This window comes from Clostridium sp. AF19-22AC (genome assembly GCF_003479085.1).
Classification (GTDB): Bacteria; Bacillota; Clostridia; order Lachnospirales; family Lachnospiraceae; genus Faecalicatena_A; species Faecalicatena_A orotica.
Genome location: NZ_QUGN01000006.1, coordinates 31,108 through 54,796, shown reverse-complemented (window position 1 = coordinate 54,796; position 23,689 = coordinate 31,108). Strand labels below are relative to the sequence as shown.

The 23,689-nt window shown below is 45.8% G+C and carries 26 protein-coding genes; 2 read left to right on the top strand and 24 right to left on the bottom strand.

Translation table 11 applies throughout. The annotated features are described in order from the left end of the window. Window positions 1-8 precede the first annotated feature (8 nt). From DWX43_RS08735 to DWX43_RS08700, 8 genes are all read right to left on the bottom strand, one after another. On the bottom strand, window positions 9-1,367 hold the full coding sequence (locus DWX43_RS08735) for a PTS transporter subunit IIC (protein WP_118620034.1): 1,359 nt from the start codon (window positions 1,365-1,367) through the stop codon (window positions 9-11). A gap of 33 nt (window positions 1,368-1,400) precedes the next feature. Then, window positions 1,401-1,682, bottom strand: coding sequence for a PTS galactitol transporter subunit IIB (gatB, locus tag DWX43_RS08730; protein ID WP_109730943.1), 282 nt, complete (start codon window positions 1,680-1,682; stop codon window positions 1,401-1,403). Beyond that, complete coding sequence (locus DWX43_RS08725) at window positions 1,679-2,146, bottom strand: PTS sugar transporter subunit IIA (protein ID WP_118620033.1); 468 nt, start codon at window positions 2,144-2,146, stop codon at window positions 1,679-1,681. The genes gatB and DWX43_RS08725 overlap by 4 nt, the downstream gene beginning before the upstream one ends. Before the next feature lie 212 nt (window positions 2,147-2,358). After that, window positions 2,359-4,446, bottom strand: coding sequence for a BglG family transcription antiterminator (locus DWX43_RS08720; protein ID WP_118620032.1), 2,088 nt, complete (start codon window positions 4,444-4,446; stop codon window positions 2,359-2,361). 36 nt (window positions 4,447-4,482) lie between these two features. After that, complete coding sequence (locus DWX43_RS08715; protein ID WP_118620031.1) at window positions 4,483-5,109, bottom strand: HAD family hydrolase; 627 nt, start codon at window positions 5,107-5,109, stop codon at window positions 4,483-4,485. Window positions 5,110-5,211: 102 nt separating this feature from the next. Continuing rightward, window positions 5,212-5,649: a hypothetical protein gene (locus tag DWX43_RS08710; protein ID WP_147356295.1), complete on the bottom strand. Its 438-nt coding sequence runs from the start codon at window positions 5,647-5,649 to the stop codon at window positions 5,212-5,214. Between the two features lie 49 nt (window positions 5,650-5,698). Then, window positions 5,699-6,334 carry a DUF1847 domain-containing protein gene (locus tag DWX43_RS08705; protein ID WP_118620029.1) on the bottom strand — a complete coding sequence of 212 codons (636 nt, stop codon included), beginning with the start codon at window positions 6,332-6,334 and terminating at the stop codon, window positions 5,699-5,701. A 19-nt stretch (window positions 6,335-6,353) separates the two neighbouring features. After that, window positions 6,354-6,854: an O-acetyl-ADP-ribose deacetylase gene (locus tag DWX43_RS08700; protein WP_109730937.1), complete on the bottom strand. Its 501-nt coding sequence runs from the start codon at window positions 6,852-6,854 to the stop codon at window positions 6,354-6,356. A gap of 265 nt (window positions 6,855-7,119) precedes the next feature. Between DWX43_RS08700 and DWX43_RS08695 the strand changes: the two genes are divergently transcribed. Beyond that, on the top strand, window positions 7,120-7,335 hold the full coding sequence (locus tag DWX43_RS08695; protein WP_181368645.1) for a helix-turn-helix transcriptional regulator: 216 nt from the start codon (window positions 7,120-7,122) through the stop codon (window positions 7,333-7,335). Window positions 7,336-7,388: 53 nt separating this feature from the next. On the opposite strand, the gene DWX43_RS08690 is transcribed toward DWX43_RS08695, so the two are convergent. The 9 genes from DWX43_RS08690 to DWX43_RS08650 form a co-directional block, all read right to left on the bottom strand. Continuing rightward, the gene (locus DWX43_RS08690) at window positions 7,389-7,586 is read right to left on the bottom strand and encodes a hypothetical protein (RefSeq protein WP_118620028.1); all 198 of its coding nucleotides are present in this window, start codon (window positions 7,584-7,586) and stop codon (window positions 7,389-7,391) included. Window positions 7,587-7,651: 65 nt separating this feature from the next. Continuing rightward, a complete protein-coding gene (locus DWX43_RS08685; RefSeq protein WP_118620027.1) occupies window positions 7,652-8,131 on the bottom strand; it encodes an MGMT family protein in 480 nt (159 codons plus the stop codon). 59 nt (window positions 8,132-8,190) lie between these two features. After that, window positions 8,191-8,550 (bottom strand): hypothetical protein, encoded by a 360-nt coding sequence (locus DWX43_RS08680; RefSeq protein WP_118620026.1) that lies wholly within the window; start codon window positions 8,548-8,550, stop codon window positions 8,191-8,193. 285 nt (window positions 8,551-8,835) lie between these two features. Then, window positions 8,836-10,041 (bottom strand): ROK family protein, encoded by a 1,206-nt coding sequence (locus DWX43_RS08675; RefSeq protein ID WP_181368644.1) that lies wholly within the window; start codon window positions 10,039-10,041, stop codon window positions 8,836-8,838. 167 nt (window positions 10,042-10,208) lie between these two features. After that, window positions 10,209-11,039, bottom strand: coding sequence for a carbohydrate ABC transporter permease (locus DWX43_RS08670; protein ID WP_109730932.1), 831 nt, complete (start codon window positions 11,037-11,039; stop codon window positions 10,209-10,211). A gap of 3 nt (window positions 11,040-11,042) precedes the next feature. Continuing rightward, a complete protein-coding gene (locus DWX43_RS08665; protein WP_182440657.1) occupies window positions 11,043-11,957 on the bottom strand; it encodes a sugar ABC transporter permease in 915 nt (304 codons plus the stop codon). 97 nt (window positions 11,958-12,054) lie between these two features. Then, entirely contained in the window at window positions 12,055-13,395 is a 1,341-nt protein-coding gene (locus tag DWX43_RS08660; RefSeq protein WP_182440656.1) for an extracellular solute-binding protein, read from the bottom strand. 79 nt (window positions 13,396-13,474) lie between these two features. Then, window positions 13,475-14,173 (bottom strand): class II aldolase/adducin family protein, encoded by a 699-nt coding sequence (locus DWX43_RS08655; RefSeq protein WP_242996023.1) that lies wholly within the window; start codon window positions 14,171-14,173, stop codon window positions 13,475-13,477. A gap of 40 nt (window positions 14,174-14,213) precedes the next feature. Beyond that, entirely contained in the window at window positions 14,214-15,698 is a 1,485-nt protein-coding gene (locus DWX43_RS08650; RefSeq protein WP_118620023.1) for an FGGY-family carbohydrate kinase, read from the bottom strand. Between the two features lie 188 nt (window positions 15,699-15,886). Here DWX43_RS08650 and DWX43_RS08645 point away from each other — a divergent pair, with 188 nt between their 5' ends. Then, on the top strand, window positions 15,887-16,735 hold the full coding sequence (locus DWX43_RS08645) for a class II fructose-bisphosphate aldolase (protein ID WP_182440655.1): 849 nt from the start codon (window positions 15,887-15,889) through the stop codon (window positions 16,733-16,735). Between the two features lie 81 nt (window positions 16,736-16,816). Here the strand turns inward: DWX43_RS08645 and DWX43_RS08640 are convergent, their stop codons facing one another. The 7 genes from DWX43_RS08640 to DWX43_RS08610 form a co-directional block, all read right to left on the bottom strand. Continuing rightward, window positions 16,817-17,311: a hypothetical protein gene (locus tag DWX43_RS08640; protein ID WP_118620021.1), complete on the bottom strand. Its 495-nt coding sequence runs from the start codon at window positions 17,309-17,311 to the stop codon at window positions 16,817-16,819. 66 nt (window positions 17,312-17,377) lie between these two features. Further along, window positions 17,378-17,914, bottom strand: coding sequence for an FUSC family protein (locus tag DWX43_RS08635; RefSeq protein WP_118620020.1), 537 nt, complete (start codon window positions 17,912-17,914; stop codon window positions 17,378-17,380). A 12-nt stretch (window positions 17,915-17,926) separates the two neighbouring features. Next, the gene (locus tag DWX43_RS08630; RefSeq protein WP_243099281.1) at window positions 17,927-19,300 is read right to left on the bottom strand and encodes an MATE family efflux transporter; all 1,374 of its coding nucleotides are present in this window, start codon (window positions 19,298-19,300) and stop codon (window positions 17,927-17,929) included. Between the two features lie 27 nt (window positions 19,301-19,327). Continuing rightward, window positions 19,328-20,167 (bottom strand): hypothetical protein, encoded by an 840-nt coding sequence (locus DWX43_RS08625; protein ID WP_118620019.1) that lies wholly within the window; start codon window positions 20,165-20,167, stop codon window positions 19,328-19,330. 45 nt (window positions 20,168-20,212) lie between these two features. Next, on the bottom strand, window positions 20,213-21,427 hold the full coding sequence (locus DWX43_RS08620) for a beta-propeller fold lactonase family protein (protein ID WP_118620018.1): 1,215 nt from the start codon (window positions 21,425-21,427) through the stop codon (window positions 20,213-20,215). Window positions 21,428-21,459: 32 nt separating this feature from the next. Continuing rightward, complete coding sequence (locus tag DWX43_RS08615; protein WP_118620017.1) at window positions 21,460-22,341, bottom strand: alpha/beta hydrolase; 882 nt, start codon at window positions 22,339-22,341, stop codon at window positions 21,460-21,462. Beyond that, window positions 22,328-23,683: a hypothetical protein gene (locus DWX43_RS08610; protein ID WP_118620016.1), complete on the bottom strand. Its 1,356-nt coding sequence runs from the start codon at window positions 23,681-23,683 to the stop codon at window positions 22,328-22,330. Before DWX43_RS08610 ends, DWX43_RS08615 begins: the two co-directional genes overlap by 14 nt. Window positions 23,684-23,689 lie beyond the last annotated feature (6 nt).

The window sequence follows — 23,689 nt, the reverse complement described above, 5'->3', positions numbered from 1 at the left end:
ACCTCCTTTCAGGCTTCTTCATTCAATTCGGCTGCCCTTTTTCGGGAACAGCGCACTGCAAAGACCATGCAGAAAATATAACCGATCAGGATCACCGCCATTCCTGCCAGATTCTCTCTTGCAAAGATCTGAGTAAATATATATGTAATCGGACATCCGCCCTGATCCATCGCCGCCATCAGGCTGCTGCCGTCTGTGGATCCCGTCGTCACGGCCAGTTTCGTCAGCCACGGGATTGTCTGGTTTGTAATCCAGATGGTGATAAACATAATTGCACTTCCTGAGATTAATGTGCGGAAAAGATTTCCTTTATGTACTGCTACAGCAATCGCAATGAAGAACCCAATTGTTGCAAGGTCGCCAAACGGAAGCACCTTATTACCCGGTACGATTACCGCAATCAGCAGAGTCAGCGGGATAAAGATCAGTCCGGCTGTGACTACCTGTGCATCCCCGAGCAGGATTGCAGGATCGAGGCCGATATAATACTGTGAGTTACCAAATCTTTTATTCATCAATTCTTTGGCTCTCTCTGAAATTGGCATCAGGCCTTCCATAATACATTTTACGATCTTCGGCATCAGCACCATGACAGCTGACATCTTTACACCCAGCGGAAGTGCGGCCTGCGGGCCGTAGCCTGCCAGAAATCCTACAACTGCACCGAGTATCCCTCCGATTACGATCGGTTCGCCCAGCACACCAACTTTTTCCTGAAGAGTATCGGCTGTCAGGTCAATCTTCTTCACACCGGGAATCTTGTCAATCACAGCATCAATCACACAGGCAACCGGTGCCATGTAAGCCGATGTCCCGTGGGGAACCGTCAGGCCATCCAGCTCGAAGTAGTCAGACATGAGCGGTGCCCAGATATCTCCCAGCTTATAAGCAATTGCTGCATGTACGGCAACCCCGAGAATACCAATCCAGAAATTGCCTGTCACCGCATAAGCGATAGCCCCTGTAAACGTCATGTGCCAGATATTCCAGATATCAATATTTACTGTTCTTGTAAGCTTTGTCACGAGCATAATAATATTTACCAGAATAGCAACCGGTATGGCAACCGTTGCGATATTAGAGGACCACGTAATCGGAGACGCCCCCGGCCAGCCGATATCAACGACGCTTAAGGACAGCCCGAATCTCTCGGACATTGCCTGTGCCGCAGGCCCTAACTGGGCATTCATCATATCTACGATCAGGCTGAGTCCCACGAATCCGACGCCGATCATAAGCCCGGAACGGATTGCCTTGCCCACTTTAATTCCTAAACAAACACTGATAATTGCAATTACAATCGGAAGCATAACCGATGCTCCCATATCTATAATGTAATTAATCCCATTTCCTATCATTTCCAACATGATTCTTCATCCTCCAGATTATTCTATTTTGGCTCAGGCTTTCAATACATCCAGTATTGCGGCCTCTGTCTTCTCCACTCCTACACCGGAGATGAAAGGCATTCCGGTAATCAGCGGCACACCATAGTCTCTTTTTACTTTAGATGTTGTAACGATCAGGCTCGTGCCCGGAAGATTGGATTCTATCTCTGAAATACGGATCTGGCAGATTTCTACGTCAATCCCGTTTTTCTTACATAACTCTACGACCTTATTTGCTGCGATTGTTGAAGTTGCCACTGCTCCTCCGCATGCTACGATAACTTTCTTTTTCATAATGAATTCTCCTTCTCTTTTATGATTTCGATGATTTCTTTTTTCTCAGTTACTTCTAATAATTTTTTCAATACTTCTGTATCCTGAATGATTGCTATAATCTGCTGGAGATTTTCCAGATGTGCATTCGGGTCCTTTACAGCCAGCATGAATACCAGCTTCACTTGTGTTATCTCGTCATCCGTCCCCATCTGTATAAATGTCACCGGATCTGTAAGTACCGCGATTGCAATTCCCGGTTCGTTCACATGGCTTACATCCGTATGCGGGATAGCCACCCCGATCCCGTCCACATCCAGCCCTGTTGGAAATTCTTTTTCCCGGGCAATCAATGCTTCCACATATGTTTCTTTACAATACCCCTCATTTATGAAAGCCGCTCCCAACTGCCTCATAACATCGTCTGATGTCTCTGCCTGAAGCCCTGTGAAAATCAGGGAGTCTTTCAACTCTTCCCAAATCATATATCTTCCTCCATTCTTATGTTTTGTCTTTTCAAACCTCTTTTACTTATGAAAGAATTTTGCTTGCCGGCTGTCTCTTTCTTTATATATATCCTAGCATGGTGCCCATGAGAAAAACAGTCAAAGGTCTTTCACATTTTTTGCAAAAAAATAGAACGGTCAAAATCCTTTCACAGACTCTGGAAAAGATTTTGACCATTCCTCCTAAACCTTTAGTACTCGGCCGTTCTGTATTCATAATCCTCAATAATATGTGCCGCTTCTGAAGGGGACGAACAGCTTTTGAGCTTTTCTTTAAATTCGCTGTTCTGCAGCATATTGACCAGATTGAAAAACGCTTTCAGGTGTGTCTTGTGATCCACTGCGCTCAGACAGCATACAAATTCCACCGGATCGTTTTCTTCATCGTCAAATGGAACTGGCGTCTTCAGACGGATCAGGTTCATCCCTACCTTGACACTGCCCTGTTCCAGCCCCTCGTGAGGAACCGCAAAGCCTTTGGAGATGACTACATAGGGACCGTTTTCTTCTATATTAGTAATCATTGCATCAATGTACCGCTCCTCTATATAGCCTTCTTCCAGAAGCTTCTTCGCCGACTTCTGCACAGCGTCTTTCCAGTCAGAGCATTCTATATCCAGCTGAATGTGGCTTTCCATCAAAAGGTGATGCAGGTCCGGGGAAAATATCTCCGCATCCGCCTCGGCAGACTGTTTGAAATAAGTCCTGACTACTCTACGGATTTCTTTCATCAGCGTCTGCGCATTCTCCGGTGAAGTCTGATAGACAACCGGGGCCAGCTGCTCCAGCAGCCCTTTGGCCGTCAGTTCCCTGCTTTCCACACGGGACGGCAGATGACGGCTGTTGCGAAGCACGTCAATCTTATTTCCCACACGGATATAGTCTTCATCATTGAGCATGGCAGAAACAATCACATATTCCAGACGGCATTCCGGAAGGGGCACCGTTGAAATAATAAAGTCTGCCTGATCCGCTGTTATATTTTTTGCCTCGTGAGAAGAAATAATATCAACAATCTGGAAATTAAAGTGTTTCTTCAATTTCTCCATAAGAAGCTGTGAAGTCCCGATTCCTCCGTGGCAGGCTACGATCACATGAAACGCGATCTCTTTATTCTTCTTGCGCTCCAGCGCCGCGCATACATGAATCGTAATGTATGCGGTTTCATCCTCCGTAAGGGTTCTTCCTACATGCTGGCTGAGGCTTCCGAGCTGGTTTTTTACCACCTCGAGTACATCCTGGTTATCCTCCAGCACTTCTTTAATCAGTGGGTTCTCCGGATAGACTGCCGGTTCTGCCGTAAATACGGACTCCAGATGGTTCGACAAATTCTCAAAGAAATCATAATCGCTGTTTAGATTAATCTCCAGTTCTTCGGATATTGATTCGATGAATGCCCGGGTGATCAGCTGAATCTTTACGGCCTCACGTTCCGTTGACTTCTGTTTCATATAACGAGCCATCAGCAGCATTTCGCTCAGGAACTGTACCTCATCCTCCGTTGTGTTGATCTGGCAGTACTGCGAAATATACTTCAGAATGTCCTGTGCCATCCGGTACTTGCTGTTATCCTTTTTCTTTCTGACTTCCATGTACTCTCCCTGAAGATTCCGGTTCACCATGATTCCCAGATACAGCAGAAGCTTCTGGAAGGAGTCATCGGTCAGGAAGCTTTTATGCAGATGCTCCTGCTCCCCGACAATCTTCTGGATCGTAATTTTATTTCCAGCCTGCACGCTGATATATTTCGATGCCGCATCATCCGCGTTCTGCGAATCCGCGGAATCTCCCAGATTCATAAGAAACAGACGCTTGTCACTCTCCTTGCCGTCTACGCGCAGCCCTTTATTCGGGTGGGACAGCACTTCCAGATTTCCTGACCGGATATAGTTCTTAATGTCGTCGAGGTCATTGATCACAGTAGCCCTGCTCACAAACAGATTGTCCGCAATCGTCGACAATGTGATGTATTCTGAAGAACTGATCAGCATGGCCGCCGCAATCTTCTTCCTCTCTTCTTTGGAAAGCCTGTATACATAATAGTCTTTTTCAGAAACCAGCTCCAATATCTGTCCGAAATCGTTACCTCTTTGGATCAGGCCGCCGCCCTTGAGTTCCAGCGGCATGAGATCATTTTCCTGCAGAATTTCATTAATCGCATTCAGGTCATTTCGTATCGTCCGCTGCGATACCTGAAACTGCTCCGCCAGATCACAGATCTGTACCTGTCTGTCTGGCTGATTCAATTCATTTATAATCGCCACAGTCCTTTTGTTCATTTTACGAAACCTCTCTTATTATATGTACACAGCCTTCTATATCAGCTCCATTACAGCTCCTGCAATCTCTCCCGCGTGCCTGACAACCCGGTCAGCCGAACTGATTTCATCCGGAGCATATCCATACGCACAGCCGATGACAGGAATGTGGTTCTCTCTGGCCGCCTCTATGTCAAATTTCCTGTCCCCCACCATACATGCAGATTCACAACCGAGCTTTTTAAGCAGTGCCCCCAGGACCTCCGGCTTGCTGCCGCCCATCAGCAGGGAGCCGATGATAGGAAAATACTGCCTTACCCCAATCATTTCCAACACACGCTCAATATGTTCAGGGAAGGCATTGGAACAGATTGCCAGTCCGTATCCCGCCTCCTGAAGTTTTTCCAGACTCTCTCTGACCCCCGGAAACGCCGCGGCATTTTTCTCCATTAATTCAAACTCACAGTCACGGATATCCTTCCTCCACTCTTTGAGTTCCTCATCCGGCAGACTATGGAAAAGTTTCTCTATGATCCCCGCCGGACTCAGTCCTATGCAGGAAATAATCTCACTGTCCTTAACCTCTCTCCCCCGCTTCTTCAGCGCCTTTTTATATGCCTCCAGAGCGTACAGCGCCGTCTGGTTGAGTGTACCGTCAATGTCGAAAATTACATATTTGTTCATATAGTCCTCCAGTCTTTTTGTTTTAAATATACCACGGGGCAGCAGAGATAAAAAAGCACAAATTACTGCAGTATATCTGGAAACGAAATATTCTAATATAAATTACCAGGTACTCATAAATGTAGTGATTTTGTCCCATAGCATATCGTAATTCTGAAATTTATAATATGTATCATTTACCTTGAAATATTGTCCGGGTCTCAATACATATTGTGTGCCATCCTTCATAGTAACTGTATATGTAATCGACGCCCCATTTGACTGGGCCTTTTTCTCAGATACCTTTTTTGTCAGTTTCACCTGATTCATGATCTCTATAAATTTCTCAATCTGTCCCCGCGTCAATTCAACACTGGAATCATTCTCCCCATTATATGAATCTGAGTAAAAATATCCGTGGATTTTTTCAATGTCCTCACTTTTAAGCTTTGTTAAATCCAGCTCACTTTCCGGCATATTTATCTTCATGACCCTGCCTGTCCAGATTATAATAACTGCAAATACCAATAAAATTATGACAATTCGTTTTTTTCGTTCCATTTTCTGCCTCACACCATCGGATAATGTATTCATCCATATCCATTCTTCTTTAATCTTCCAACAGACGATGATAATATGAATTCGCATTATAAAGCGCGGCTGCCGGATTATGCCCCAGCACCCTGTCTTTCACCACAAGTGTCGTTACCAGCGCCTCGGAGTACTTGTTAAACAGACTGTCGTGCCCCACACATAAACCCATCACAATGTTCAGTTCTGTTTTTTCCGCATTCAAACGCTTTGCCTGATGAATTGGGTTACACATATTTGCCCCGGCCTTTTTACAGAACTCGTCTAACCCTACACGTGTTTTATCCACTGCGCCCGCCTTACATGCAACACCGAATACCTCGAACCCCTTCCTGCGTAAAATAGATGCCAGAATCCGGGATTCGTTGATCAAACCGACACAGGTGGCGATACCAAGCTTATGAAATCCCATTCTTGCAGCAAATTCGGCTGTCTCTTCCACTCTCGTCATGATGCCGTAATATTCGGCCTCCACATTGGCTGCCTGAATCATAACTCTGTGATTTTCCTCATCTTCATATAGTTTCAAAGACTCCTCTAAAATTTCTTCATCCAGATTTTCCGTTGTCAGGCAAAATGCGGGATATGATTTGTTTTGCTTACTGCAATTTATAACCCCGCAGTCAATACAGCTCCTTTTGATTTCCTTCTCCATACATCTTCCCTCTCTCACTTTACACTAAAATAGATTCATATATCTTTAAGCTCTCCTCATCAAATACGACAAAATATATATCCTCAACCGTCTCAGGAAACTGTTCCATAAACTTCTTTACCGTATCTACAGCGATCTTAGCCGCAGGCCTCTTCGGATATCCATATACTCCTGTCGAAATAGCAGGAAATGCAATCGACTTAATTTCGTTTTCCTTCGCAATGACCATTGAATTCCAGTAACATTTTCCCAGCAATTCCTCTTCTGACTTCTTACCGCCGTGCCATACCGGACCGACTGTATGTATCACATATTTACACGGAAGCTGATATGCTTTCGTAATCTTAGCCTCTCCGGTCTCACATCCGTTCAGAGTCCTGCATTCCTCTAATAATTCCTGACCTGCCGCACGGTGAATAGCGCCGTCCACACCACCTCCGCCAAGCAGAGTCCTGTTTGCCGCATTCACAATCGCGTCTGTATTCACCTTTGTAATGTCGCCTTTTAACAACCGAATCATAAGTTTTTCCTCCTTTTATCCACCACTGCCGGACTGCCTGATCCGGACAACAGTGCCCCGTTTCCTCTGGTCTATGGGCACTCCAACCTTATAAAATATTATAACCTCTTTGCGGCTGCCCGGTAAAGCGAATTATAATATACTCATAGAATGGAAAATTTTGCATTTTCACGTTATTATGTTCCTGTTCACGCTTTATTGTAGCATTTGTCGAATGATTATGATAGAATGAGAGTACTTTCAAACATACCAAGGAGTCATGACTATGGAGAACAAATTTGCTTCACGATTAAAAATTTTGAGAATGTCACACCGAATGACCCAGGATCAGGTTGCTAATTATCTGGGCGCCAGCAGACAGGCTATCGCCAACTACGAGCATGGAAAAAGAGAATGCGGAATAGACTCGCTGATTATGCTTTCCGATTTGTTCGGCGTTACCGTTGATTATCTGGTCGGACATTCTGACGAAAAAAATTGAGGGGGACCACAGACCGCTCTGTAATCCCCTTTCATGATGCAATATGTTGCTTTCTACTTTTCTTTCCTGAACAATGTACTGATCAAAGCAATCACCAAAATCGGCGGCCATAAAAAACACAATCCGCAGAGAAATCTGATTCCAAAACTCCATCCCGAACCTCCCAGTAATCCACAACCAATCACTGCTGCCAGTCCACTGAATATAAGGGCCGCGATGCTCAATACGATCTTTCCTGTTTTTGTACGCAAATAATTCTCCTTTCCGGATCGAAAATCTAATCCACCTTCCTGTCACTGCCCCCCCAAAAAATCTATCATAGTATTTCAAACATCGCCTCCTCGTAATCCTGAACGTAATATTTGATATTCTTACGCCCTCTCTGGATAACCGTATGTCCTTCCGCCTCCAGCTTCTCCTTCTGGGCTTCTATACCTCCCGGATACTTGGAATTTAATTCCCCATTCGCCTTCAGTGTCCGCCAGTATGGCGTCTCATCTTCTGTCCGCTGATAGCTCGCCCACGCTGCAATTGACACAAAGATTCCTGCCGTTATCGGATCGGTAAAGTCTGCCTCATGATTCTTAGCAAGGTAAGAACGGATTTCCCCCACCGTAATAATCTTCCCATATGGTACTCTCCTCATAATCTCATCATACGTGCGGGGCGGGGCAAAGTACATCTTTTCTCCGCCATATTTCTTAATCGTAGCCTCATCTGTGATAATCTGAATCTTAGGCATCCCATTGTCCTTCATCAGCATTGCATTAAAATCCTTTTTATCTTCATTTGCCATATGTATCACCTCCTGATTACAGGATAGACCATTTATAAAAGACATGCAATGAGACGGTTTTAAATATTTTCAGATTCCTTTAATGCTGCGATCAGTTCTTGAACCGTCTCAAGAGATTCCTCCAACTCGTCCGCAATTTCTTCCGGGCTTTTTCCTTTAGACAGCTTCTTTTTCAGCAACTCAATTAACTTATCATTCCGGCCTTCCATATATGCTTCTTCCCGCTGCACCTCAATATCCATATCATAATCGTATTCGGCTACCAGCATATTAATCACCTCACTGCCCTTCTTCTTTAAATAGTCTGCGAGAATACCTGCCGCCCACAGGGCAAGTACTGGATGTCCTTTGGGTATACTTTGAGTATAAGTAATATAACAGGTATAATCAAGCCCCTTCTCTATATAAACGGAACCCATCTGTTAATAATGAACTGATAATTTGGGGGGATTTCCCCTTCCAGATGGTCACTTCAGACCATTTGAATTTTTTGATTCCCTGTTTTCATGGATAGAATTTCCATGAGCAGATTTAGAATAGCACGTCTGCCGTCAGAATACAATATGCTTTCTTGATATTGAGCCAAGAAATGTGTTGATAACATGTAGATAATAAATGATAACAAAAAGCTGTTACAAAGCGCATCTCTAAAATTCTTTAAGATAGACCACGTTTTACAACAGCTTTTCTTTATACATATATTTTTATATCGTCTTCTCTACAAAGTCAAATTCTTCCTGCATAACCAGCGCCGCCGCACCTATGGCCCCTAAATCCCGGCCAAATTCAGAGCCAAGTATCTGCAGTCCTTTGTAATTTTCTTTCAGGGAGTTTTCTTTCACGCATTTTCTCAGTATTTCGAAAAACGGCTCACCAATCCTGACCATCTCGCCATAAAAAACAATCTTTCTGGGGGCGAATATATTCACGAGCATGCTGAATGTCTCCCCCAGATAGCCCGCCACCTGCTTCATCAAATTCAAAGAATCAGGATGCTTTAAAAGTACAGAATCCACAAAAGTTACAATCGTGATGTCACTCAGGTCACCGTTCACCATCTCCGCAATTTCCTGAAACCGCCCTACCCGGATTCCTTCTTTAATCTTACTCACAATCGCATAATCCGATACCTCCGTATTCAGACACCCGTAACGCCCGCATGAACAGATGCGGCTCCCCCCGCTTACTTTCACGTGACCGAGTTCCCCCGGAAATCCGTTGACACTGCTGACCGGCATGTTATTAATAATCGGCATGACACGGGCACCTGTACGGACAGATACAAACAGCATATCTTCGCATTTCCCGTTATATACCAGACATTTATATGCATATATCATACCGCTCACATTGTTCTCCATGTAGCACGGAAGCCCGAACTCTTCTTCAATCATTTTCTTAAGCGGTATATTATCCCAGCCTTTGATGTGGCTGTATGAAATAGCAAGTCCCTTCTTCTTATTGCTGTATCCGGGCACGCCCAGACCGATTCCAAGCACTTTTCCCTTTTTACCATGCAGGATGTCCATTGCCCGGTAAATATTTTCTTTCAGCATTTCCAGAACCGCATCCGCATGGGTCTGAGACTCCGCAATCTCGCTCCCTTTTGTATATATTACATTACCTGCAAAATCCAGAACAACACAGTGCATGATCCTGCCATTGAATTCCAGGCCAATGAAGTATCCTCCGTCCGGATTGATCCGCAGCCACACCGGTTTGCGCCCAACTCTTGCCTCTGCACACTCCTCCTCATAAATCAAACCTTCACCCAGCATCTCGTCAATGGTGTTCAATACTGTAGTCATACTATATGCCGTCGCTTTTTTCACATCATATCTGGAAACATCCTTTTGATAACGGATAATACTCAGCATTTTATTACGCTGATAATATTTGCGACTTTCCATGATGGATTCCCTGCTCATACCCTCAACCTCTCGGATTCATGAATTTTATATGAATTTCATATCTGCCCGGAAATACAAACAGATACTATATTTCCCATATATCATACCCTTAATCCATCCTGCATGCAAGGTTTAACGCCTATTTCTAAGGCTTTTCCGTAATACTTTTACCCCTTCACTGCTCCCGCTGTCAGACCTTTGACAAATTGCTTCTGAACAATCATATAGAAAACAAGCATTGGTATTGTAATTAATGTCAGGGCCGCAAATAATGTACCCGGCTGGCTGAAATAAGCTCCGTTATACTGTTGTGCGATGAGCGGCAGTGTCTTGACTGAATCCTTCGTCAGCGTACACATTGCAAGAAAGAACTCATTCCACGAAGTCAGGAACTGCCAGATGACAATGACCACGATTCCCGGCTTCAGAAGCGGGCATACAATCTGTAGAAACAATCTGATGATTCCGCAGCCGTCAATCACCGCGGCCTCTTCCAGTTCCTCTGGGATTCCTACCATAAATCCCTGAAGAATCGTGATGGCGAACGGGATTCCGAGTGCTGCATATGGGAAAATCAGCCCCAGATAGTTGTTGATCCAGCCGAGCCTGCTGTTCAGCTGCGTAATCGGGACTACCAGACCTGCGATAGGCACCATCAGAGTACAAAGCAGGATATTATAAATCAGTACCTTTCCATGCACATTCTTTCTTGAAAATCCGAACACCGCCATACTCGCACAAATCGTTACAAGTGCTACCGATGTGACCGTAACGATGACACTGCCCATAAAATTTTTCCAAAGGTCCGGATTTTGTTTCAGTACATTGGCATAGTTTTTAAACGTAACGTCAGATATAAACAGCTGCGGCAGCCCGATTGTATCTGGTGTCCGAAGAGACATACTGACCATAAAAATCAGCGGAACCATAAAAATTAATGTAATGATGATAAGAACGATACTCCATATAACCTGTTTTCGTTTTTCTTTTGCCGTCATGGGTTAATCCGCCTCCTTCCGCATAAACTCTCCTGCCCCGAGCCCTTTCACCTGAAATACGGTAAGCACCAGTGCAAATAATAATATAACGACTGACAGCGCGGATGCATATCCCATCTGCTGGTTTGTAAAGCCGGACTGGAAAATATAAGTCCCGGGCATCTCTGAGGCATGATTAGGGCCGCCCCCCGTCATAGTATAGATCAGGCCAAAGGTCTGGAGGGAACCAATTATGCCCAGCATCAGAAGCGACTTATGCGTGGATGCCAGTGACGGAAAATAAATATATATAATTTCCTTCCATCTCGTCGCTCCATCTATTTTCGCCGCTTCTTTCATATCTTCAGAAATCTGCGACATTCCGGCCACATACATGATCATGGACCACCCCGTCCATTCCCATATGTTGGCTATAATACATCCAAAAATTGCGGTACCCGGCATCCCCAGAATATTAACCTGTCCACCGATTCCAAGGACCGACAGATAATGTGTAATAATACCCTGATACGGCTGCAGCATTTTCCCCCATACAATAGCTACCACGACTACCGACGTAACTACCGGAAGGAAGAATACTGTTCTGAATATCCCTCTCCCTTTTCTGAGCTGTTCTTCTATAATATATGCAAGAAAGAATCCGATACCTGCCTGAATCGGCACTGTCGTGATAATCCAGAAGAGAGAATTCCTCATTGTGGTCAAAAATACTTTATCCTGAAAAATTCTGTGATAATTTTCCATCCCGACAAAAGTCATATTTTTCAGGGTAGACCAGCTGAACAAACTGCTCCAGCCTACGAACCCTATCGGATATAAAATATAAAATAGGAAGAACAGGACAGATGGAAGAATGAACAAATATCCCGGGATATTATATTTTTTCTTCACTTTTGTCTTTGCTGCCTTGTTGCTCATCTTTTCTCCTCCTTCCGGCCGCATTGCCGAAAATGTTCACGCCGTTGTGTTTAAATAGGGGAGAAGTCCATAACTATGGACAGCTCCCCCCTGATTTTTATAATGCGTCCTGTGCATCCTGTACTGCCTGACATCCCTGTTCCGGTGTAAGTTCTCCTGAGCCGACACCTGCAAGTGCATTCTGCAGTGCAGTTTCAATAGTAGGCTCGCCAATTCTCTGATTCATCGCGCTGTTCAGGTCTTCCGAGAAGCTGTTATACTGCTCAACCAGATCTTTATTTAATTTATCATTCTTTGGCTCGATTCCCTTGAAAGCCGGAAGGTTGTTAACATCGTCCACACATGCCTGAATACCGGCGCCTGCGCTGAATGATTTGAGTGCTTTCCATGCAGCATCAGGATTTTTACAATTCTTTGTGATACCATAGCCGAAATCAATTCCGCCTACCGGAGTTGCCGGATTTTTAGCTGTTCCTACAGCTGGCAGATAGAAGAATCCAAAATCCCAGTCTGCAATCGTTGTTGCAGGGTCTTCTGCCGTAAATTCCTGACACCACCATGATCCAAGCGCCATCATAGCTGCTGAATCAGATACAAATGCAGGTGTTCCGTTTGTATTTGCATCCGCAGACATTGCACCCGTCTGGACAATTCCGTCATCGAACAGGAGCTTGAAGTTGCTCATTGCCTCTACAATAGAAGGATCTGTCCATTTGATTTCACCTGCCTGGGCCTTATCAAACATTGTTGTATCTAATTGTGAGCAGAGCATTGTAAACATGTTGACACACTGCCATCCGTTTGCCCCGCCAAAGAACAGCGGTGCAACTCCATTGTCATTGAGTGTTTTGCAGACTGCCTTGAATTCATCATATGTTTTCGGAATATCAAGGTTATATTTCTTAAATACGTTCTTGTTGTAAACAATAGAAATTACCTGTGCCTCTACCGGGAGAATATAATTGCCCTCATCGCCGGACTTATTTCCCATCTGGATCTGGTCTGCAATCATCTCCGGATAATTATCTTTCCAGCTTTCACCCCATTCATCCTGTGCATAAGAAGAATAATCCATAAGGTAATCTGCATATTGGGCGGTCAAGGACCCCGGCTGAAGGCCGATAATGTCCGGAAGATTGTCTGATGCCGCGGCTGCAGACAACGCTGACAGGTATTCCGGATCGTAGTTATAATATGTAAACTCAATTTCAATATCAGGATTTTCTTTTTCAAAAGCCTCAATCATTTTATCACACGTACGTGTGATCGGGGACCATGACCACATCGTTAACTTTGTTTTTTCTGTCCCGCTGTCCTTGCTTTCGCTGCTTTTTGTATCGCCGCCCTTACTGCCGCCGTCTGAAGAACTGCCGCATGCTGCCAGTCCTACAACCATTGTCAATGCTAACAATACACTTGCCACTTTTTTCAACTTCATACTTTTTTCCTCCATCTTTTTTACATGTTTCTGCGTTTCTATGCTTCTCTTCCGGCATTGGAAGTAGAATCCTTTCCTGTTACTTTACTCTCCCTGAACGGTTTTCTTTGTAAATATCAAAAAATCTTGCTATTTCATCGACATCCAGTGAAGCTTCCCCGCCAAGAATATATTTTGTAATCAGAATCTGCTCTGCTATAGACTCACATGCTTCCACAACATTCATAGCCTCCTCCACGGTCCTGCCTACTGCAAGGCTGCCATGATTACCCAGCAGTACGATTCTGTAGCCCTCTGCAAAATAAGGTTCTGCCATTGTCATAATGAACTTTGTGCCAGGAGCCCCGTATGGTGCACATGGAATCTTATGGAAGTTGCCCATCATCTCCGGCAGTGCCGTTGTCTCCACATCCAGTCCAGCCATAGAGAATGCAGTCAGTACTCTGGAATGGCTGTGTACTACACCTCCCACGTCCCAGCCATTTTCTTCACAAATTTCATAAGCCATACTGTGCATGATGATCTCTGATGTCTCTTTCATCCCAAAGATACGCTCCCCGTCCTGATTTACGACTGCAATCTTTTCCGGTGTCAGAAGCCCCTTATTCTGCCCTGTCGGGGTAATATAGATTTTGCCGTCCACCTTTGCCGAGATATTTCCCGCAAAAGAATTTACAAGGCCCTTATCGTCCATACGTTTGGCCACGGCCAGCACCTGCTGCACCACCTCCTCCGAAATTCCCAGTTCTTTCATTCTCTCTCTGTAAGTTCCACTCATCTTTCTCCTCCTTCATTTTGCATGCCCGCATTGGCATATATTATTTGCAGATTCCTTTCTCTGTCATTCTCTGCAAATCTTCCTTCCACCGCGCCCTCTTTGCGGTATCAGGCTGGTATTCCCTCATTTTAAACGAATTTCCGGACAATTGGCGGATCTCCCCGACAGTTGCCACTTCCCCTCTGGAGTACATCTGTGTCATGATGTTTCCGGCCAGTGTTGCATATGGCATCCCCCCATAAACAGGCACCCCCAGGGCATCGCTGATCATCTGCATCAGCACATAGTTCCGGCTTCCGCCATTGACTCCCGACACTTTCTCTACAGGAATCTCAAGCACATGCTTCATATATTCAACACAGTACATCACTTTCAGTGCAATACTTTCCAGTATACAGCGTACAAATTCTGCATCCGTCTGTAAGGTCTGCTGCCCGGTCCTCATAAGAAAGCTGTTGATTTTCTCTTTTGCGTTTCCGCCCGCATTATTTAGTTCTGTATCATCGGCATCGACATAAACCCGCTTTGATTCACAGGAAAGTGCCATCGCCATGACTGTCTCATACCCATAATCGTGCCCCTCGGTTTTCCATGTTCTTCTCAGTTCATTTAAAAGCCAGAATGCTGCAAAATCTCGATACAGAATCTTACGGTCTTCGATAACTCCCGCATTTTTAAATCCACCTTCATATACCTTGTCACTGACCATGCTGCGTGAAAGCTCGATTCCCATATTAATATTGGTACCGATACTTAAGTACACCTGATTCACACCGAATCCGGGGATTCCGACTACCGCCGATGCCGTGTCATGTCCGGGCACTGCAATGACCATTGTCTCTGCCGTCCTCGTAACCGCGGCGATTTCCGGGAGAACCCTGCCTTTTATACTCCCCGTATCAACAATGTCTGTCAGCATTCTGTCCGGTATCCCCAGATACCGGAATACATCCCCCGCCCAGTCATCCTGTTCCGGCTTCATCAGTCCCGATGTTCCTGCAATGGAACGCTCAGTTGACACCTCTCCACAGAGGAAATATCCAAGCAGGTCCGGCAGAAAAAGCATCTTATCCGCCAGTTCTATGATCCGGTCTCCGTGCTCTATGTATGAATAAAGCTGCGGCAGTGTATAAGAACGGTTGGGCTGGCATCCAGTGAGTTCAAACAACTTTTTCTTAGGAAGCACTTCCCATGACTTCTCAAGGGACTGTTCCGTCCGCATATCCCGGTAATGATAAACAGGCTCCAGAAGCCGTCCCCTTTTATCCAGAAATCCATAGCTCGCCCCCCACGTATCAATACCGACCGAGACCGCCCCCTGTTCTTTGGAGTAATAATCAATTCCTTTTAATATGCTTTTATAGAGATCAAACAAATCCCAGTACAGATTGCGGTTCAGTGACAGCGGCTGGTTTGGGAAATCAAAATAATCTCCAATTTCAAGATGTTCTCCATTGAAAGATCCCCGGGCCATCTTTCCGCCGCTGGCTCCCAGGTCTGCCGCAATAGATATCTGCTTTTTCATTGGCTTCCTCCTGTTTATTATTTCTTTTTCGATAATATTATTCTATCTATTATCAACTTATATGTCAATATCCAAATTTTATTTTTGATATTTTTAGTATTTTTGTCTAATATTTTTATTGTTTTCGACACAATAACGTGTTAGAATCTTATTAATTTCTAAAAAATACACAAATGGAGGAAAAGCAAATGAGTTTAGTACCTTTTCAAAAAATGCTCAATGAGGCCAGAAAATATCATTATGCCGTACCAGCTTTTAACGTCGCAGACATGGAAACCATTCAGGCCATTACACGAGCCGCAGAGATGGAAGGCTCCCCTTTAATCATCCAGTTGTACCATGCGGATCTGGAATTCGCCGGTGCTGACTTCATGACATCCCTTGCCAGAACTGCTTCGGAACACTGCACTGTTCCGGTCAGCATCAGTCTGGACCACGGGCAAAGCTATGAACAGGCAGTCAGCTGTATTGAACAGGGTTTTACGGGTGTTATGATTGATTTATCGAAGAATGATTTCTATGAAAACGTAGAGGATACAAAGAAAGTCGTGAAATATGCACATGCAAAAAATGTTTCGGTCGAGGCAGAATTGGGTACCATTTTTGATGCGGATGCTCCGCTGGAAATTAGAAATTCCGGTATGACCGATCCCGAAAAGGCAATCGAGTTCGTTCGTCTTACCGGTGTAGATGCACTCGCCGTCTCTATTGGCACTGCACACGGAGTCTATTCATCCACCCCGGTCATTGATTTTGAGCGGGCCGGACAAATCTTCCGGACCCTGCCCTGTCCCGCAGTTGTACACGGGGCCTCCTGCACACCGGATGAGGATATACTTAAGCTTTGCAGTCTGGGCGTATCCAAGATTAACATCGGGACGGATTTGAATCATGCTTTTAACAGGGGAATCCTGCGCGGTTTTAAAATATACGGGGAAAATGCAGCGATCCGTGAATACATGGAAGAAGGGCGGAATGAGGTGATAAAGACAGCCCGGCAGAAAATACAACTGTTCCGGACTTACGCAGAACAATGATGAATACATTATTAAGTTTCACGATTCAGACTACTTTCCTTATTCAGGAATATAAAACCGGATCGTGAAACTTGTCTTTTTTCAATGTAAAAATATACCCGCTATATAGACAATGGCCCAGATGCCAAGCCCTGTCAGGCTGACCTTGATATACCGCATATACCCCCGGTTCAGCCTCTTCAGTGCCCGCTCATTCCTTGCCTTTGTGTTATCATCCTGTGGTAATTTTTCGCTCTCTCCCTTCCGTTTCCAGAACATTTTCCGGTTCTGGTTCATCCCCAGTTCGCTTAAGGACACGAGTATAATAGAAAAAAACATCCATCCCCAGAATCCGGTCACGGATATATTATAAATCAGATGTGCAACTCCAAGATGGGCATCATAACGGGCAAATGCATTGATATCTACCAGAAGCATTGCCAGCATTAAAATCAGCATAAGCCAGAAAATGATTCTGGTCAATGCCGGAAGCACCGGCTGTTCATAGGTCTTAATAATAGAATTCTCCTTTTTTACAACCGCATTGGAACGGGTAACCTCTGTTGTGTCTTCTGTTTCCTTATAGCTTCCGAACATTTTCCCACACCTCTTTTCCGAAATGTTTTACCTTATGATATATTTTACTTCATTCTTACCCACGCTTCAACTGTCTGCTGTTTTATTACGCCCTTTTTTTTGAAACGAACACCAGACAGCAGTAAGAATGAGTGCTACCAATGCCCCCGCCAGTGTTCCGATGAAACGGTTTACCGCATAGAATATGCGCCCGTTCCCTTCCGCCAGCAGTACTACCAGACAGAATGTAATCGCACTGACCCGGTCAGTTACAGGAGGCATATGGATCATCCTGCAAATAAACAGATTCAGCACAATTCCGAGCCCGCAAAGCAGGAAAAACACAAACTCTATCTGTATGACATTATCTATCAGGACTACGGCTATGCCTGCCGCCCCGCCGCAGATTACTCCCTTCATACGGGTCAGCCCCGACTTCAGGGTTCCCTGATTGATTTCCTGGGTACACATAACAACAGCGGTACACGCCGCCAGACGCTGTATCTGCGGCAGAAACCAGGAAATAAAAAGACATATGATAATCCCCACACCTATCCGAATCTCCTGATTTCCAATTCTAATCTTTGATTTTTCCCTGTCAGCGGCTTTTATACTTCCATCCATATCCTTGCTCCTCTATACTGCATTAATTTTCTTAATCCATTTCTTACTCCTGAGACGTGAGATACACCAGACCGTTTTTAGGGGATTCTCCATCTTCAGACATACGTAGACCCAGAACGGGGGCATATTGAGTACCAGTCCCGCTATAAACCCTAACGGTATGGACACAATCCATAAGAAAATATTATCTGCCACCATCAGTGCTTTTGTGTCACCGCCTCCACGCAGCGCACCTTTCGTCAGAATATGGTTTGCAGAAAGAAAAATCACCATAAGGCTCATTGCCCATAACAACTGCCTCGTAATATCCGCAGTCTCCTCTGTTAAATGGTATATCTGGATCACCGGCTCCTTTATAATCAGCAGAATTACTGCCGATGCCAGCCCAAGAACAATTCCGATCCCTAAAAATGCCCAGCCCTGACGTTCTACATTTTCCACTTCGCCGCGTCCCAGAGTGTTGCCGGTGACGACCGCACTCCCCTGGGATACTCCCTGTATGAAGATATTGCATAAACGGTCCACTACCGCGGTGATTGCATTGGCAGCCACAAATGCCGCGCCCATGCGCCCGATGATCATCATGACTACGTTATTGCCAAGGGCCAGTACAACATCACTGACCAGCACCGGGAATCCGATCCTGATATATTCCGGAAACAGGTCCCCCGCCTTCATAAACAAGTCCCTGACCCGGAATCTCAGTACATCCTCCACCACAAATAAATAGCCGCAAATCATTACAAATTCAAAAATCCTTACCAAGAGCGTACTCAATGCCGCCCCTCCGATTCCCATTGCAGGGATTCCCAGTTTTCCGAACATCAGGATATAGTTTCCCGCTATGTTGATTAAAAACGACAGGACAGAGACAATCAAGGGAATCTTCACCTTCTTCATGCTGCGCAGAATAATGGTCGTCGTTAAGGACATGCCGTAAAAGAGATAACTCCACGTACAGAATTTCAGATACTCGACTCCATATGCAATCACATCTTCCTCCCCTGTATACATATGCATAATCTGGTTCGGAATCAGCAGTGTCGTTGCAGTAAAAAATAACACCATCAAAAGACAGCACCTGAACATTATCGCAATGGTTTTCTTAAGGGACCGAAATTCCTTCATGCCCCAATACCGGGAGGCGAGCACGGATGCCCCCATGCTCAGCCCCATGCAAAAGCTGTGGAACATATTCAAATATTGTGTAGCCAGTGCAGATGCAGACAGCTGCCGCTCCCCCAGCATCCCGATCATCAGAGTGTCGGCTATATTGACGCCTATCGTGATCAGCCCCTGTAAAGCCACCGGGATTGCAATGACTGCCACTTCTTTATAAAACATCTTGTCCGGGTAAATCAAAACGCCTAATCTGCCTTTTTTCACATTTGCACGCTCCGTTCAGGGGAGACATCAGTCTGCATCAGCCGGCTGGTCATGATACTCCTCATATAAGTCATTAATAAAGTCCAGAAGATGATGCCATTCAAGCAGAGTATGGTATGCCACCTTGCGCAGATATGCTTCATCACATTTCGTGCGTGTTTCACGGATCAGTTCTCCCCCCTTTGCAGGACGCCATCCAATCCATTCTACGGACCTTCTCTCAAATCCCCCTTCCGGGCACGGACGAATCTGTCCGAGTGTCAGATGTGCTCCCGGCTCGTCGAAGGACTCCCAGTCTGAGGTTTCATTTACATTGCAGCCGGAGGCCTTTATCTCTTCGATCCGCTCATCTGTCAGCCCGAATTCCCTCAGGTTAAAGGCATGCCTGATCGTATCATACTGCCTGTCACCTTCCCCGAGATCAAGGCTTTCTGTCGTATGAATGCCATCGGTTTTGTCTGTCCAGTTTACAAAATAGTGGTCCCAGTGGTCTGCCGGATTCCAGATTTTATATCTCAGGTTCCCATGTCCTAAAACCATGCTCTTAGAATGGATATTAAGCCAGTTCAGGTACCAGAATATCTTTTTCATCTCAACAGATTCCGGTATCTTCATATAAGTACAGATATACCCGCTCCCATCCGGCAGCATGCAGTATCCGTTTTCCACCTTTTCATACTCCCCGCACGGCTTGAGCCAGTCCAGAAAGCACTCTGGCTTCACCGCATCTTCAACATCCATAGGAGGCCCGAAAATCTGTTTCTTTAAATCCTCCGGCAAATCCTTCATCGGGTAATCATAATAATATTTTGCCAGCGGCATTGCTTTTTCCTCCGGAAATAATTCCGGTAATTTTGAATAACTCATGTTCAATTCCTTCTTTCTTTTACACTATTTTTAGTTTCTTAATTGCTACTGTTTACTCCCTGCTGCCAGCATCCGGATTGCCGACGGTGACACTGCCTCATATTTCCTGCCTGTATATTCAAGCGTTCCATCCTTCAGGACTCTGAACACCGTAATATCTCCTGACACCATATTTCCTGATAGTAAAAACCGCTCATCCGGGGACAGACAGATTCCTCTCGGAAGCTCCCCCTCGCTGCTGATGTGCTGTACCAGTCTGGGCCTGCCCTCTTCATCCAGTGAGACCGTAACGATATCGTTCAGTCCGCACAGGGTGACATACAGGGTTTTTCCGTTTGGATGCACGAGTATATCCTGCGCTCCGACCGGTTTCCCGTCTATCATGCCAACTTCTTCAAACAGCAGGGAAATCTTATCATACAGTTCCAGCCTGCCGCCTTCATCGTAACGGAAACAATTGAGCAGTGCCAGATTTTCATTGTTGGAATAGAATACCGGAAGTTCCGGATGAAAAGCCCCATAGCGCGGGAAACTTGCCACTTCTTCTACCGTATACTCATCCAGCTTCACCAGTTTCCCCTGTTCCTCATCCACCCTGAATGTAATCAGTTTATCCATTCCCTTGTCACATGCCACGAAGAAATTCTTCCCCGGCGCCCCAATGACAGCGTGCAGTCTGGAGATCACTTCCACCATCTGGATATGGTTTGTCACCGGGTCCACATTGCGCTGTGAATTGGGTCCTTTTCCCCCCGTGCCTTCCGTAATCAATACATCACATGGCGGTCCGATCGTCCCGTCTTCCCGAATTGGAAACAGGACCAGTGCAGTATCGTCAAACAGGACCTCGTTGCTGTAGCTTCCGTCCTCATGCTGCACGATTTTTGTCACATGCCAGGGGTCTGCACAATGGCATGTAATCAGGTATTTTTTATTCAGGCTCATGCACAGATACGACGGCTCCGGTGAAAGAGAAGCCTGCTCGTTCATGAGCGTCAGTTTTCCGGTTTCCGGGTTAATGGAAAAAGAAAGCACATAGCCCCCTCCTCCAATTTCGCCCCTGCGTTCCCCACATTCATTCACTGCATAGAGAACCATTCTCTCTGCATCCAGACAGAGCTGTCCGGCTGCAATATCCGGATGGATCGTCTCAATTGCTTCGAGCGTTCCGTCCTCCATATCATAGTGAAATGTGGAAATCCCCTTCGGTGCAGGAGCAAAGCCCCAGTTTCCCACGATTGTATATACTTTTTTGGACATAAATCCAAATCCTCCTTACGTCATCCTATTCATTACGGCTTAAGTACTTTGTCCAGATAGTCCAAAACCATATCTGAAACCCAGTCATCATGCCACCATATCCGTCCGTGGTGCGGCGCCTCATCTGCTATAAATAATTCCACCTTCTTTTCTCCTGCCGTTTTCCGGATTGTATCTGCAAACCGGACAGACTGTTCCACAGGTACAACCGCATCACGGGCACCATGCATGATAAGAAATGGCGGCATACTTCTGTTCACATAAACACACGGGTCCGCCATCCGCACCAGCTCCGGTATTCCCTTAAGCGGTGCCCCGAGAAGCTGTGACTCTCCTGAGTCTGGAAGATTGTGGTTTGGTTTTCCGGTACCGCTTTTCTTAAATGCCTCATCCATTTCCAGAAATCCACCGCAGGGACCGCACCAGTCAACCACTGCCGCAACGCTGCTGTCATATCCGGCATTCCCCATCTCCAGGTCTTCAAACGCCGGATTTCCGTGGGTTAGCGCTGTCATTGCTACAATCCACCCTCCCGCAGACGGTCCCCACAGTGCCATCTTATCCGGATCCAGATGGTACTTCGCTGCATGGCATTTCAAAAAGCGAACTGCTGCTTTTGCATCATACAGCATGGCCGGGAAACGGGATTCCTTACACTTTCTGTACTCGACGCTGACTACCGCATATCCCCTGTCTGCCGCCCTGAGCATCGGTTCCAGACTGTCTTCACGGTGACCTCCCACAACGAACCCTCCGCCGTGAAAATGGACGATAACAGGATACGGTGCCGTACTTTCCTCATTGGGGTACCAGATATCCAATATCTGGGACGGAGACTGTGTGCAGTATGGGATATCAAACAGCTTTTTCTCGATGTGCCCTGCCACTTCTATAGAAATTTCATGATTGTTCATCTTTTATCTCCCGTCCTTTTTCCCGCCGGCTTTCCAAGAGTCCGGCTATACATTCCGCCAGGGCATCTTCAATGTATCCCGGCTGAAGCCATGTATGGTTCATTCCTACAATTTCCCCTGCATACTGTTCCTTCAGGGCAAAAATATCATCCCCGTAGATATATCCCGCATTATAAAGAAGGCTTGCGTCATGGTTTACAAGAACCAGATTCTGTTCCCCGCTCCTTCGCTGTAATTCTTTACCCAGCCCGGAATATATCTCCCCACTGAACCCCATCAGGACTACCGGTCCTATCTGGAGCTTATGGACGCGTACTTTATATGGAACCGGGCTTTCGTCTTCCTTTTCCCCCGGTGTAACTGCCCACTTTATGCCGGCAGAAAGTTCGATCTCCTGCCTTGTATTTTCAATCCGCCTCACAGTTTTTCGGACATCCGCAAAATGATGTGCCGACAGTGTATGTAACATCGATTTGGCGATGCAGCCTTCCTTTTCATAGGATTCGACAGGCGCGCCGCTTACCGGGTCTTCCCTGTAAACCTGGTTCGACATGACCGGGTTCAGGTCGCCTGCCGCCCCGCTGGACCATATGGCTACGCAGCCTTCATATGCCTGTTCCATATATTGACTCACATTTCCGCCCAGATCACTGGTAATACCTACTTTTCCGCCATCCCCGCACCCGTTCAGTATCATAACCGTATTATGGACCGGATAATTGATAAAAAATGCGATCGGCTTCCCCTGAAGAGTCTCAAATCTCAAAACAAACAGCGTGTGGTCTGCCTCCCGCTCAAAGTTTGTCCCGGTTCCAAGGTAAATCCCAGTCTTCCCTGACGGGTCTGTGACTTCATAAAATCCAACGCGGTTTACATTTACGAAACTTTTCCCGTAACCATATCCGCAGACTGCCGGCACCAGCCCTTCCAAAGCTTTCTTTGCCGCAGACAGCATTTTTTCCCGAATCAATTTTTCATATTCTTTTGTAGCCTCCTGAACTTCAGCCGGTTTCTGTGCTATATAGTTCGGGCCTTCGTACGGGCGGTCACCTGTCACCGGCGCCGAGTGTGTGTGAATACTGGCAAGCAGTATGTACTCCTGCTCCACCCCGGTATGTTGTTCAAGGAATGCCAGATTTTCCTCAGGATCAGGAACCTTATCCAGATCAAAGGATAACAGCAGCATCTTTTTCCCTTTACTCTCCAGTGCAACCGCCCTCACATACAAATCATCCACAATGCCCCCGAACTGAGAGTCCATCAGTCCGCGCAGATTTTTAAGCAGGCTCCCCGGCGGCGTTATCTTCTCACGTGCGGCACCGCAGTAAAACTGATTATCCATCTATCC